12 protein-coding genes are annotated in these 12,579 nt (G+C 66.3%); 6 read left to right on the top strand and 6 right to left on the bottom strand.

Annotated features, from left to right (window positions below):
- Positions 1-47: 47 nt before the first annotated feature.
- Genes ACFVVI_RS16810 through tgt form a run of 3 tightly spaced genes read left to right on the top strand, consistent with a single transcriptional unit; the run spans position 48 to position 4,956 of the window.
- Positions 48-1,781 carry an ABC transporter ATP-binding protein gene (locus tag ACFVVI_RS16810; protein WP_378994454.1) on the top strand — a complete coding sequence of 578 codons (1,734 nt, stop codon included), beginning with the start codon at positions 48-50 and terminating at the stop codon, positions 1,779-1,781.
- Positions 1,778-3,682, top strand: coding sequence for an ABC transporter ATP-binding protein (locus tag ACFVVI_RS16805; protein WP_378994451.1), 1,905 nt, complete (start codon positions 1,778-1,780; stop codon positions 3,680-3,682). The genes ACFVVI_RS16810 and ACFVVI_RS16805 overlap by 4 nt, the downstream gene beginning before the upstream one ends.
- A 20-nt stretch (positions 3,683-3,702) precedes the next feature.
- On the top strand, positions 3,703-4,956 hold the full coding sequence (gene tgt, locus ACFVVI_RS16800) for a tRNA guanosine(34) transglycosylase Tgt (protein ID WP_378994448.1): 1,254 nt from the start codon (positions 3,703-3,705) through the stop codon (positions 4,954-4,956).
- Positions 4,957-4,992: 36 nt separating this feature from the next.
- Here tgt and ACFVVI_RS16795 read toward each other — a convergent pair whose 3' ends face one another.
- Entirely contained in the window at positions 4,993-5,775 is a 783-nt protein-coding gene (locus tag ACFVVI_RS16795; RefSeq protein ID WP_378994446.1) for a queuosine precursor transporter, read from the bottom strand.
- Positions 5,776-6,049: 274 nt separating this feature from the next.
- Between ACFVVI_RS16795 and ACFVVI_RS16790 the strand changes: the two genes are divergently transcribed.
- On the top strand, positions 6,050-6,640 hold the full coding sequence (locus ACFVVI_RS16790) for a DUF4190 domain-containing protein (protein WP_378994444.1): 591 nt from the start codon (positions 6,050-6,052) through the stop codon (positions 6,638-6,640).
- 69 nt (positions 6,641-6,709) lie between these two features.
- Here the strand turns inward: ACFVVI_RS16790 and ACFVVI_RS16785 are convergent, their stop codons facing one another.
- Genes ACFVVI_RS16785 through ACFVVI_RS16775 form a run of 3 tightly spaced genes read right to left on the bottom strand, consistent with a single transcriptional unit; the run spans position 6,710 to position 8,872 of the window.
- Positions 6,710-7,411: an RDD family protein gene (locus ACFVVI_RS16785; RefSeq protein WP_378994442.1), complete on the bottom strand. Its 702-nt coding sequence runs from the start codon at positions 7,409-7,411 to the stop codon at positions 6,710-6,712.
- A gap of 45 nt (positions 7,412-7,456) precedes the next feature.
- Positions 7,457-8,377: a tRNA glutamyl-Q(34) synthetase GluQRS gene (gene gluQRS / locus ACFVVI_RS16780; RefSeq protein ID WP_387445943.1), complete on the bottom strand. Its 921-nt coding sequence runs from the start codon at positions 8,375-8,377 to the stop codon at positions 7,457-7,459.
- A gap of 9 nt (positions 8,378-8,386) precedes the next feature.
- The gene (locus tag ACFVVI_RS16775) at positions 8,387-8,872 is read right to left on the bottom strand and encodes a DUF309 domain-containing protein (RefSeq protein WP_378994438.1); all 486 of its coding nucleotides are present in this window, start codon (positions 8,870-8,872) and stop codon (positions 8,387-8,389) included.
- Positions 8,873-9,292: 420 nt separating this feature from the next.
- Here ACFVVI_RS16775 and ACFVVI_RS16770 point away from each other — a divergent pair, with 420 nt between their 5' ends.
- Both ACFVVI_RS16770 and ACFVVI_RS16765 read left to right on the top strand, forming a co-directional pair.
- Positions 9,293-9,502: a DUF397 domain-containing protein gene (locus ACFVVI_RS16770; protein WP_378638552.1), complete on the top strand. Its 210-nt coding sequence runs from the start codon at positions 9,293-9,295 to the stop codon at positions 9,500-9,502.
- A 96-nt stretch (positions 9,503-9,598) separates the two neighbouring features.
- Positions 9,599-11,029: a hypothetical protein gene (locus ACFVVI_RS16765; protein ID WP_387445942.1), complete on the top strand. Its 1,431-nt coding sequence runs from the start codon at positions 9,599-9,601 to the stop codon at positions 11,027-11,029.
- Between the two features lie 21 nt (positions 11,030-11,050).
- Here ACFVVI_RS16765 and ACFVVI_RS16760 read toward each other — a convergent pair whose 3' ends face one another.
- Both ACFVVI_RS16760 and ACFVVI_RS16755 read right to left on the bottom strand, forming a co-directional pair.
- The gene (locus tag ACFVVI_RS16760; RefSeq protein WP_378994434.1) at positions 11,051-11,533 is read right to left on the bottom strand and encodes a helix-turn-helix domain-containing protein; all 483 of its coding nucleotides are present in this window, start codon (positions 11,531-11,533) and stop codon (positions 11,051-11,053) included.
- Between the two features lie 267 nt (positions 11,534-11,800).
- Positions 11,801-12,445 (bottom strand): helix-turn-helix domain-containing protein, encoded by a 645-nt coding sequence (locus tag ACFVVI_RS16755; protein WP_378994432.1) that lies wholly within the window; start codon positions 12,443-12,445, stop codon positions 11,801-11,803.
- Positions 12,446-12,579 lie beyond the last annotated feature (134 nt).

The raw sequence follows: 12,579 nt of genomic DNA, 5'->3' as shown, positions 1-12,579 counted from the left end.
AAAAGTGCTCGGCGCTGCTCACCCGCGCGCTGTAGCCTTCGACCATCATGTTGATCACCCTGCTGCGGACCTACCTGGCCCCGTACCGCGCCCAGCTGGCGGGTGTCCTCGTACTCCAGCTGATCTCGGTTATCGCGATGCTCTACCTGCCCAGCCTCAATGCCGATCTGATCGACGACGGTGTCACCAAGGGCGACATCGGTTTCATCTGGACCACCGGGCTGTGGATGCTCGCGGTGAGCTGCGTGCAGATCGTGGCCTCGGCCGCGTCGGTGTACTTCGGCGCGCAGGCGGCGATGGGCGCCGGTCGCGACATGCGCGGTGGCGTGCTGCACCGGGTGGAGACGTTCTCGGCCAGAGAGGTGGGGATGTTCGGCGCGCCGTCGCTGATCACCCGCTCGACCAACGACATCCAGCAGGTCCAGCTGCTCATCGTGATGTCGGTGACGATCCTGGTGATGGCGCCGATCATGTGCGTCGGTGGCGTCATCATGGCGCTGCGCGAGGATCTCGGGCTCTCGTGGTTGCTGCTGATCGCGGTGCCCGCCCTCGCCCTCTCCATGGGCACGATCGTGGCCAGGATGGTGCCGGGGTTCCGGCAGATGCAGGAACGCATCGACGGAGTCAACCGCGTGCTGCGCGAGCAGATCACCGGTATCAGGGTGGTCCGCGCGTTCGTGCGCGAGCGGCAGGAGATCTGGCGCTTCGGGATGGCCAACACCGCGCTCACCGACGCGTCGCTGCGCGTCGGCAAGCTGATGGCGCTGATGTTCCCGACCGTGATGTTGATCAGTAATCTCACCGCTGTCGGCGTGATCTGGTTCGGCGGTCACCATGTGGACAACGGCACGATGCAGATCGGCTCGCTCACCGCGATGCTGTCCTATGTCATGCAGATCCTGATGGCCGTCATGATGGCCTCGTTCCTGGCGATGATGGCCCCGCGCGCGGCCGTCTCCGCCGATCGGATCGGCGCGGTGCTCGAGACCGAGTCCTCGGTGCGCCCGCCGCGGTTGCCGCAGTCGTTCAAGGGCGACCAGGCCACGGTCGACCTGCAGTTCGCGGAATTCGCCTACCCCGGCGCGGAGAAGCCGGTGTTGCGCGGTATCCGATTCCAGGTGTCGCCCGGCACCACCACTGCCGTCGTCGGTTCCACCGGCGCGGGCAAGACCACGCTGATCAACCTGATCCCGCGCCTGATCGACGTCACCGACGGCGCGGTCTACGTCGGCGGCACCGATGTACGCCACCTCGACCTCGAACTTCTGCGTAGTGGGATCGGATTGGTGCCGCAGAAGGCCTATCTGTTCTCCGGCACCATCGCGACCAACCTGCGCTACGGCAACCCCGACGCCACCGACGACGAACTCTGGCACGCGCTCGAGGTCGCCCAGGCGGCCGACTTCGTGCGGGAGATGCCGCAGGGTCTCGACACTCCGGTGGCCCAGGGCGGCACCACGGTGTCGGGCGGTCAGCGTCAGCGGCTGTGTATCGCCCGCGCGCTGGTGCGCAGGCCGCGGATCTTCCTGTTCGACGATTCGTTCTCCGCGCTCGATGTCGCCACCGACGCCCGGCTGCGCGCCGCGCTCAAGCCCGAGACCGCCGACGCGTCGGTGATCATCGTGGCCCAGCGGATTCAGACGATTCGCGACGCCGACCAGATCGTCGTCCTCGAAGACGGTGCGATGGCCGGCATCGGAACCCATGACCAATTGATGCAGCGCTGCTCGGAGTACCGCGAGATCGTCGAGTCCCAGCTGAGCGTGGAGGAAGCCCGATGAGGCCAGGTGGACCCGTTCCCGGAGCGCCGGGAACGAAGGCCAAGTCGTTCCGTCCATCGCTGAAGCGACTGGTGAGCAGGCTGGCCCCCGAGAAGTTCACGGTCGGTGTGATCGTCGCGCTGGTGATCACTTCCGTGGTGCTCAATACGCTCGGCCCGTATCTGCTCGGCAGGGCGACGAACCTGGTGTTCGACGGCTTCGTCGGTAAGCAGCTCGAGCCCGGCCTCACCAAGGACCAGACCGTCGAGCTGCTACGCAGCCAGGGCGAGACCACCCGCGCCGACATGCTCTCGGCGATGAACGTGATCCCCGGTACCGGCATCGACTTCGACGCCGTCGGCCGCGTGCTGATGCTCGTGCTCGCGCTGTACGTGGCCGCCGCGATCTTCGGCTGGCTGCAGGGTTATCTGCTCAATATCGCCATCAACCGCACCGTGAAGCGGCTGCGCGACGAGGTGGAGCAGAAGCTGCACCGGCTGCCGCTGCGCTACTTCGACACCGCGCCGCGTGGTGACGTGCTCAGCCGCGTCACCAACGACGTCGACAATGTCTCGCAGAGCCTGCAGCAGACGATGAGCCAGCTGCTGGTCTCGCTGTTCACCGTGGTCGGCATCCTGATCATGATGTTCTGGATCTCGCCGCTGCTGGCACTGATCGCGCTGCTCACGGTGCCCGCCGCGATCGTGGTCACCGCGCAGATCGCCAAGCGGTCCAAGCCGCACTTCGTCAACCAGTGGAAATTCACCGGCGAGGTGAACTCCTCGGTGGAAGAGGCCTACACCGGCCACGAGATCATCACCGCGTTCGGCCGCGGCCGCGAGGTCGGCGAGGAGTTCGACAAGCGCAACGACAAGCTCTACGACGCGAGCTTCAAGGCGCAGTTCATCTCCGGCCTGATCATGCCCGCCATCATGTTCCTCGGGAACGTGAACTTCGTGTTCATCGCACTGGTCGGCGGGCTGCGGGTGGCCACCGGCAATCTGTCGCTCGGCGACGTGCAGGCGTTCATCCAGTACTCGCGCCAGTTCAGCCAGCCGCTCACCCAGATCGGTGCGATGGCGAACCTGCTGCAGTCCGGCGTCGCCTCGGCGGAACGGATCTTCGAGATCCTCGACGCCGAGGAGCAGTCCCCCGATCCGGTGGTGGAGATCGCGCGCCCGGTGGATCGCGGGCGGGTGGAGTTCGAGGCGGTGTCCTTCGGTTACGACCCGGAAACCCCTGTCATCGAACGGCTTTCGCTGGTGGCCGATCCCGGCCACGTGGTCGCCATCGTCGGCCCGACCGGCGCGGGCAAAACCACGCTGGTGAACCTGCTGATGCGCTTCTACGAACTCGACGCGGGCACCATCGCCATCGACGACGTCGACATCACCACCATCACCCGCGACCACCTGCGCTCGCGCATCGGCATGGTGCTGCAGGACACCTGGCTGTTCAAGGGCACCATCCGCGAGAACATCGCCTACGGCAATCCGACGGCGCCGGAAGCCGACATCCAGGCCGCGGCCAGGGCGGCCTACGTCGACCGGTTCGTGCACTCGCTCCCCAACGGCTACGACACGGTCATCGACGAAGAGGGCGGCGGGGTGAGCGCGGGCGAGAAGCAGCTCATCACGATCGCCCGCGCGTTCCTGGCCAAGCCGTCGATCCTGATCCTGGACGAGGCGACCAGCTCGGTCGACACCCGTACCGAGTCGCTGGTCCAGCACGCCACCGCGGCCCTGCGCCGCGATCGCACCAGTTTCGTGATCGCGCATCGGCTTTCGACGATCCGGGACGCGGATCTGATCGTCGTGATGGACAAGGGGCGCATCGTCGAACACGGCACCCATGAGCGGCTGCTGGCCGAACGCGGGCCCTACTACAACCTGTACAACGCCCAGTTCGCGGCCGCTCAGTAAGGCCCTGGCACGATGGGTCGGTGGCCGACAGCAGCGAGTTCTCCTTCGAAGTAGGCACCCGTCTGGACGGGGGCAGGCACGGCCGGACCGGCGTGATCTCCACCCCGCACGGCGAGATCGCCACGCCCGCTTTCATTCCGGTGGGAACGAAGGCTTCGGTGAAGGCCGTGCTGCCGGAGACGATGCGCGAGATCGGGGCGCAGGCGCTGCTGGCCAACGCCTACCACCTGTACCTGCAGCCCGGCGCCGACGTGGTCGACGAGGCGGGTGGGCTCGGGAAGTTCATGAACTGGCCGGGGCCCACCTTCACCGACAGCGGCGGATTCCAGGTGATGTCGCTGGGGGTCGGTTTCAAGAAGGTCCTCGCCATGGAGGCTGTGGACATCCGGTCCGATCAGGTGATCGCGGCGGGCAAGGAGCGCCTGGCCACCGTCGATGACGACGGGGTCACCTTCCGTTCGCACCTGGACGGTTCGAAGCATCGCTTCACACCCGAGGTGTCGATGGGCATCCAGCACGAACTCGGGGCCGACATCATGTTCGCCTTCGACGAGCTGACCACCTTGATGAATACCCGCGGCTATCAGGAGAAGTCGTTGCAGCGCACGCACGAGTGGGCGCAGCGGTGCATCGACGAGCACGAACGGCTCACCGCGGTGCGCGGTCATCGTCCGTATCAGGCGCTGTTCGCGGTGATCCAGGGTGCGCAGTACGAAGACCTGCGGCGCAAGGCGTGTCGTGAGCTGGAGTCGATCCGGGGCAGTGGTGGAACGGAATTCGACGGTTACGGCATCGGCGGAGCGCTGGAGAAACACAATCTCGGCACGATCGTCGGGTGGTGCTGTGATGAGCTGCCCGAGGCCAAACCGCGCCACATGCTGGGAATCAGCGAGCCGGAGGACATGTTCACCGCGATCGAGAACGGGGCGGACACGTTCGACTGCGTCAATCCCTCGCGGGTGGCGCGCAATGCCGCGATCTATGTCGACGAGGGGCGGTTCAACATCAACACCGCCCGGTTCCGTCGCGACTTCACCCCGATCGACGAGAACTGTGACTGCTACACCTGCGCCCACTACACCCGCGCCTACCTGCATCACCTGTTCAAGGCCAAGGAAATGCTCTCGGCGACGCTGTGCACAATTCACAACGAGCGCTTCACGATTCGCCTCGTCGACCGGATCAGGGCCAGCATCGAGGGCGGCTACTTCGACGAGTTCAAGAAGGAGTTCCTGGGCCAGTGGCGGGGCCGGATCAAGGTGCCGGGGGAGTAGGCGGCGGACCTTCCGATCCGCCGCCCACCCTGCGGGCTAGTCGTGCAGCGCGTCGACCTTCGCCGGAGCGTAGGTCGGTTCGGTCTTCTTGAGGACGGCGATGACGCGGTAGGTGATCGGCATGACGAGCACCTCGCACAGGGTCTTCCACAGGAAGCCGACGATGACGTAGTTGATGAACGACTGCCAGGTGTTGATGCCGATGGCGGTAGCGGCGATCGAGCAGAAGATCAGGGTGTCGGCGAACTCGCCGACAACGGTGGAGCCGATCAGGCGAGCCCACAGGTGCTTTTCCTTGGTGCGCTCTTTGATCAGTACCAGGGTGGCCGAGTTCAGCAGCTGACCGACGAAGTAGCCGGCGAGGCCGGCGAGCACCAGCTGAGGGGTGGTGCCGAGGACCGTGCGGAAGGCTTCCTGGTTCTCGTAGAAGCCCGCGGGGGGCAGCTGGATGGCGATGTAGAAGCAGGCGACGGTCAGCAGCAGCGCGGCGAAACCGGTGTAGATGGCGTGGCGGGTGGCGCGGAAGCCGTAGACCTCGCTGAGCACGTCGCCGAGGATGTAGGCCAGCGGGAACAGGAAGAAGGCGCCGTCGGTCGCGATCGGCAGGATCTGGATCGGGCCCAGCATCACCGAACTGTCGGTGAAGAACTCCACACCTTTGGTGGCGCAGATATTGGAGATGATCAGCGTCGCGGTGAACAGGGCGACGATTACCGGATAGAACCCCCGCGCAACCTGGGCGAATGCCGCATGTTCCGGCGCGGGGTGCCCAGATTCAGCTGGTTTGTCGAGCGAGTTTGTATCAGTCACGAGCCCCATTCTCCCAAGAAACACCCCGTCCACTACCCGGGCCCGCTAAACCCGATACGTCTCTACCCAAAGGGGCCCGCCCCGATCTGGACTGACCGGAGGGTGCGACGAAGGAGTACCCGGAGGGAGGGAAGATCGGGGCCTCCAGGGCCCCGCTCGAGCGCGCCAGCGCTCCAAAAACACAGCCCGTACACTACCCGGGGCCGGTGCGCCCGATATGTCCTCTTCCCGCCTCGAAACGCCCAGCGTTCCACGGAACACCGTTGTGGAATACCCTGTAGCAATGACGAATCCCGGCGATTCCGACGAGTGGTGGAAGCAGTACGGCGGCTCCGGCGTGTCCCCGGAGTCCGGCGCGCCGGGTTCGGTGCCGCAGCATCCGACCGCCCAGCCGTCGCAGCCTTCCCAATATCCGTCGTCGCCGCAGTATCCCCAGCAGCCGGCGCCGCCCCCCTCGCAGCCGCAGTACCCGCAGCAGCCGTCGCAGCCGCAGTACCAGCAGCCCAATCAGCCGCAGTACCCGCAGCAGCCGCCCGCTTACGGGCAGCAGCCCGGCTACGGCGGCTATCCGGCGGCGGGCGCGTACCAGCCCTACGGGCAGTACCCGCAGCCGCAGGGCACCAACGGTCTGGCGATCGGCGCGCTGGTCTCCTCGCTGATCGGGCTGTGCAGCTGCGGTGTCGGCGCGATCGTCGGCATCATCCTCGGCGTGATGGCGCTCAACCAGATCAAGGAGCGCGGCGGCGAAGGTAAGGGCATGGCGCAGGCAGGCATCTGGATCGGTGTCGCCGCGATCGTGGGCTGGATCCTCTACATTCTCTTCTTCGTGGTGCTCGGCATCGCCGGTGGACTCGACTCGTCCACGACCTACTGATCTCACAACGAAACAGGGGCGCTTCCGGATTCCGGAAGCGCCCCTGTTGTTTTCGTCAGGTGTGAAGAATCAGCCCTTGACGACCTGCGTGCCGCCGGCGAACTTGTCGTGCCAGCCCTGCTTGTTCGGGTCGTTGCTGATCGTGACCATGATGTAGATCGCCAGGCCGAGGCTGACGAGCCCACCGACGCAGGGAATCAGGCCGACAATCGTGAACAGGTTGCGCTTGAGGGACTGCTCGGGCGTCAGGCTCGGCGCGCCACCGGGGGCGAGTACGCGCAGGCCGAGGATCTTCTTGCCCAGGCTCTGGCCCTGCTGGGTGACCTCCATGGCGACGAAGTAGCCGTAGATGGCCAGCGACAAGATCAAACTGGTGGCGATCTGGCCACCGGTGCCGCTACCGACGATGAGCCCGAGCACGATCGCGACGGGGATACCGACGATCAGGTAGTCGATCAGACGCGCACCGATCCGGATTCCCAGGTCGGCGGCCTGTACCCCGCCGAAGCCCTGCTGCTGACCGTACTGGCCCTGCTGCGGGTAGGGCTGCTGCTGACCGTACGGGTCCTGCCCGTAGGCCGGCTGCTGCTGGCCGTAGGGGTCCGGCTGGCCGTAACCGGGCTGGGGTGCGCCGCCGTGTCCGGGCTGGCCGTACGGCTGCTGCTGGCCGTAGCCGGGCTGCGGCTGCTGCTGGCCGTAGGGGTCCTGGCCGTAGCCGCCGGGCTGACCGCCCTGCGGGTACTGGTTGGGGTCGTAACCACCGCTGGTCATAATCTCAGTCCTCGTTTTGATCTTCTAGATCGGTCTATGCGTACGTTACGGACATCCCTCTGGTCGGAACAACCCGATAGGCTCGAGTATCCATGGTTTCTCGGGGATACGCGCTGGGTCGAAAACATCGCGCAGCTCGCCGGTCGTCCGCGCGGAATACCCGAGTGACTCCGCGATCGCCGCCACCACGTCTCCGGGCGTGTGGCCCAGGGCACGTTGGTCCGAAAGGCTCACGGCGCCATCGCGTTTCGCCAGCCGCTTGCCTTCCCCGTTGAGCACGAGCGGCACGTGGGCGTAAGTCGGGGCGGTGAGTCCGAGCAGTTCCGCGAGATATGCCTGGCGCGGGGTGGACGGCAGCAGATCGTCGCCGCGAACCACCTGGTCGACGCCCTGGGCGGCATCGTCGACGACGACGGTGAGGTTGTAGGCGGGGACACCGTCGCCGCGGCGCAACACCAAATCGTCGACAGCACCCCGATATCGGCCGTGCAATAGGTCGGTGATCTCGTACTCGGTGACGTCGGCGCGCAATCGCACTGCGCCGACGCGTCCTTCGGCCCGCTTGGCCGCGCGCTGGGCGTCGCTGAGCTCACGGCAGGTGCCGGGGTAGGCGCCCATCGGCCCGTGCGGCGCGGTGGCGGCCTGCTGGATTTCGCGTCTGGTGCAGAAACATTCATAGGTGCGCCCGGCTGCGCTCAGTTCGGCCACAGCGGCCGCGTAGCTCGGCAGCCGTTCGGATTGGTAGACCACGGGGCCGTCCCAGTCGATGCCGATCGCGGCGAGGTCGTCGAGCTGACCCGCGGCGGCGCCGGGCCGGACCCGGTCCAGATCGTCGACGCGGATCAGGAACTCGCGCGCGGAAGTTCGCGCGAAAAGCCAGGCGAGTACCGCGGTACGCAGGTTTCCCACGTGCAGCTCGCCCGAAGGGCTCGGCGCGTAGCGGCCCGCGCCTCGACTCGTTGGCACTCCACGATCCTAGGTGGGCTCGCGGCACAGCCGCGTGCGTAGCCGCTCCTCGGCGATGCCGTCGCCGGCATCGAGCGCGTCGAGCAGCTCCCGCGCGTGCGCGATCAGTCCGGCGCGGTCGACATCGTGCTGCTGGGCATTCGCCGGGTAGGACCCGAGTCGCTCGCTCGCCCGGCGCAGTAGAGTACCCGCGCCTTTGGCGTTGCCGCGCTGGATGTGGGTGAGGCCGACGGCGTATTGGGCCAGCCCTTGCCAGAGCATCCGTTCGGCAACCGGCCCGTTCTTCCATGCCGCCTCCAATACCTCGTGGGCATTGAATGCCAATCCGTCGTCCAGCAGTTGCTGAGCGAAGGTGAGAGTTTGCTGGGGTCCGAGGTCGAGGTCGTCGGGAATTCGGGCGACTCCGGCACTGCCGGGGGGCAGCGGTCGGCCGAGTCGATCGCGGGGACGGTCGTTACGGGCACGACCTGCGGTGTCGCGGTCACGGGAGATCATTCCCCCATGATCCACGCCTGCCCTCGATGGTGCTCATGTGACTGCTGAGGTACTCGAGAAATTGACGTATCACGGACTAATCACACGGAAGTAAATGGGGATGTGTCAACCAGATCGGGAATGGGTAAGAGGCCTGGCAATGCCTCCGCAAACGTGAAGCTTCGCAAGGTTGGCAAAACGATATGGGAAAGCAAATTCTCTTCCGCAACATTGCGGAAGACCTGCTAGTGTTTCTTCCGCGGGGGCAGCCCCCGGAGGCGGAAACGCCTCGATGCGCTGGTTCGTGCCGGTCGGTTGCGCGCGCCGTGTGGCAGTGCCTTGTGTGCCACGAAGTAACTCATCGGTCGCGCCGGATTTCGGAATGTTGCAACGATTCCAGGAGTTATCCCCTCTTCTCGATGAACCAAAGGAGCAAGTGCCGTGGAAGTTGATGTAACCGACGCTGTGTGGCGGAAGAGCACCTACAGCGGACCCGATGGGAACTGCGTCGAAGTAGCCTTTCTCGCCGGCGGCGACATCGCCGTTCGTGACACCAAGGATCGTGGTCGCGGACCCGTACTGGCCTTCGGTCCAGGGCAGTGGCGAGCCTTCCTCGCCGATGTCACCGCGGGAGAGTTCGCGCGGGGCTGAACCGCGAGATGCATCTCGAATGGGCAATACCGGCCCCGAGTCGAGCGGACTCGGGGCCTTCTCAGTGATCTCGGCGGGGTGGCCTATCGTGGCCGGATGACCACGATGGCCGCGCGTGACGCGACGATGTACTGGCTGTCGCGGCGCACCGCCAACGACGTGTTCCTGCTCTACTCTTTCGCCGAAACCGATTCCGCCACCGACGAACTCCGCGCTTTCATCGCCGCGCGCGCCGCGCGCATTCCGGATCTGCGGATCCGGTTGCAGGAGATTCCGGGCGATCTCGACTACCCGCGCTGGGTTCCGGCCGAATTCACCTCCCAGCAATTCGTGCACCACAGGCCGGACGGTCTGTCGTGGCAGGCGTTGCTCGCGGATCTGGGCGAACTCCTGGGAACCGGTGTCGTCGCGACCGAATTTCCGTGGCGTGTCCATGTTTTCCGGTCGGTTCACTCCGCACCACGGTCGGCCGCGCCCGTTGTGGTGGTGGTGCTGCAACTTTCGCACGCACTGGCCGACGGCACCCGTGCCGCCGCCATCGCGCGAGCGCTCTTCGGGATGGCTGTGGATGAAGCTGTTGTCCACAGCACACCCGATGCGCCTGTGGACAACTCGGCAGATCACCCGGTCGGACCTGGTAAAACTTCTGCACAGCCTGGGGATTCCTGTGGACAACCCTGTGGATGGATCGCTCGGCGAGTCGATCCGAGAGTGCTTGGGGTGCTGCGTCTTCCCGCACAGCTCGCGGCGACGGTGTGGCGCGGGCGGGCCGCGTACCTCGCGCAGCGGGAATTGGCGGACCGGACGGCCGCCGGTGAGGTACCCGCGGCCACAACCGGGTTCGTGCCCTGTGCGCTGAATCCGGCAACCGCGGTCGACGGTCACACCGTGAGAATGCTCGTCGTCGATGCGGACGACCTCCGCATTCCGGGCAAAACCGTCACTGTTGTTGCGCTGACGGCGATTTCGCGGGCACTGGTCGACTATCTCTCGCAGCGAGGCGAGCAACCGGAACGGCTGGGTACCGCACTACCGATGGCACTTCCGGGGCCGAGTGCGGCCCGCAACAACTACCGCGGACTGTCCATCGACCTGCACATCGACGAACCCGACCTGCGTACGCGCGCGAACCTCATCGCCGATGAACTCGCTGCCCGCCGCGAACGAGCGCTGAATCCGCTGCTCTCCGCACAGGATCGAGTCGGCGATGTCGTCCCCGCGGTGCTGGCGGTACGTGATGTCGAACGGGCCGAACTGGACAATGTCCCCGCGGCGCTCGATGGCAATACCGTCGTGTCCAGTGTGTATCGCGGGCCGGCCGATCTCGCCTTCGCGGGTGCCCCGGTCCTGTTCACAGGGGGTTTCCCGGCCCTCGGTACCGTCATGCACCTGACTCACGGTGTCCACGGGATCGGCGAAACGATCACGCTGTCCGTGCATTCCGATCCGCGGGTGCTGTCCGATCCGGACCGCTACCTGGACTTGCTCGCCGTCGCGCTCGATGCGGTCGTCGCCGCGCACCGCTGATCCGCGGGGCAGGACCAGTTTTCACCGACGTCGACCGTGGCCGACGCTGTTTCCCGCGCGATCGAGCTCCGCGCCCACCGCGAGCAGCGCCGAGTGCAAGGCCGTCGCCGGGTCGGTTCCCGCGGCTTCACCCTCGATCACGCCGTCGATCCGGAACGGGCAGAAGTATCCGGTTCCGCTGTCTCCCCGGTGTGGTCGCCCGATCTCGATCAGCGGGCCGGTTCGATGCGCCGCGGCGATCGCCGTCGCGAGGGCCGCATCGGCAGCTCGCGGATCACGTCGACGAGTGCCTGGCAGCGCGGGCGTCGATTGCGCGTGTACCCGCTCGTACCACGCGATCACCTCGAAAGACGCGGCTCGCGTGCCGGTTTCGTAGTGTCCCAGCGCCGCCCTGCTGTACGGAACGCGCGCGGCCAACGCCGCCAGCGACAACCCCGACTCTTCCCGCAATCGCCGCAACCGAGCTCCGACGACGCCGTTCCCCTGCTCGCCCCGACTGGACATGGGCTCATCGTAGAGAACTGTAGACGTTTGTAGACGCTTTTTGCTGTCCAAAAGGTCTTGGCGGCGACCATACTTTCTCGTGGCGGCTCGGCGACCACCATACCGCGCCACTCGTGCAAGCACTGACTCGTTCGGAGGGGAACCGATGGAGATCTATCTGTGGATTGCCGTGGGGCTGTTCGTGTTCGGGGCGCTGAGCCGCTACCTACTACTCACACCGCCCGCCGAACGCGGGCGCCCGAGCGTCGCCGAGATCAGGCGGCGGCTTCAGGCCGAGCGCGAGGGACCCGGCCACGACTCGACATTGCCGTCGGTGCGCAGCATTTCCGCCAGCAGCTTCTCGGCGTCGGATTTCTCCCGCGCCAGCACGCTCCAGCCGCGTACCAGGCCGTCGGGGCCCGATTTCGTCGTCCACGAGCCGACGGCATGAGCACCCTGGGGATGCAGCGAGTAGTAGATGGTGCCGACCGGGAACGCGATGTCCATGCCGCGCATCCAGCCGGTGAGCGCCTCGCCCTCCCAGACCCGCATCTCGCCACGTACCTGGGCGACCGGATCGGCTTCGGGCGCAGGCGGTTCAGCGGCCGAGTCGAGCATCAGATGGTCACCCTCGTGCCGGATGGTCACCGCCGCTACCTCGACCTCGTCCGCGTGGTTCGCCGGTTTCTGCCAGGCTGCCCACCAGTCACCCGCCAGGTCGACGCGGTTGTCGACGATGCCCGCCAGCTCCGCCAGCGAGACCTGCAACGCGTCGGCCAATCGGACAGCGACCGGCAGTGTCGGCGATTGCTCCTCGGACTCGTACCTGGTGATCTGGCGCGAGCTCACCCCGATCGCGGTGGCCAGCGCGGGCTGCGAGAGCCCGAGCAGCCTGCGCCGCTCCTGGATCACCTTCCCCGTCCCGGTGTTCATACAGTCATCGCCTCCATTGCCTGCCCCTCCCGTCACACCCTGCTGGACACTTCCGCACCAGACCCGCCGACATCGCGGGCCGCCGCCCTCCGCTACGAAGACCACTGGCGCGCCGCACATGCCGACTGTCTGGC

The organism is Nocardia sp. NPDC058114 (genome assembly GCF_042884695.1).
Classification (GTDB): Bacteria; Actinomycetota; Actinomycetes; order Mycobacteriales; family Mycobacteriaceae; genus Nocardia.
This window is presented reverse-complemented; position numbering and strand designations above follow the sequence as displayed.

Coding starts and splice junctions, on each gene's coding strand:
- ACFVVI_RS16810 (WP_378994454.1), top strand. CDS start 48: ATGTTGATCACCCTGCTGCGGACCTACCTGGCCCCGTACCGCGCCCAG.
- ACFVVI_RS16805 (WP_378994451.1), top strand. CDS start 1,778: ATGAGGCCAGGTGGACCCGTTCCCGGAGCGCCGGGAACGAAGGCCAAG.
- ACFVVI_RS16795 (WP_378994446.1), bottom strand. CDS start 5,775: ATGGGGCTCGTGACTGATACAAACTCGCTCGACAAACCAGCTGAATCT.
- ACFVVI_RS16790 (WP_378994444.1), top strand. CDS start 6,050: ATGACGAATCCCGGCGATTCCGACGAGTGGTGGAAGCAGTACGGCGGC.
- ACFVVI_RS16785 (WP_378994442.1), bottom strand. CDS start 7,411: ATGACCAGCGGTGGTTACGACCCCAACCAGTACCCGCAGGGCGGTCAG.
- ACFVVI_RS16775 (WP_378994438.1), bottom strand. CDS start 8,872: ATGATCTCCCGTGACCGCGACACCGCAGGTCGTGCCCGTAACGACCGT.
- ACFVVI_RS16765 (WP_387445942.1), top strand. CDS start 9,599: ATGACCACGATGGCCGCGCGTGACGCGACGATGTACTGGCTGTCGCGG.
- ACFVVI_RS16760 (WP_378994434.1), bottom strand. CDS start 11,533: ATGTCCAGTCGGGGCGAGCAGGGGAACGGCGTCGTCGGAGCTCGGTTG.
- ACFVVI_RS16755 (WP_378994432.1), bottom strand. CDS start 12,445: ATGAACACCGGGACGGGGAAGGTGATCCAGGAGCGGCGCAGGCTGCTC.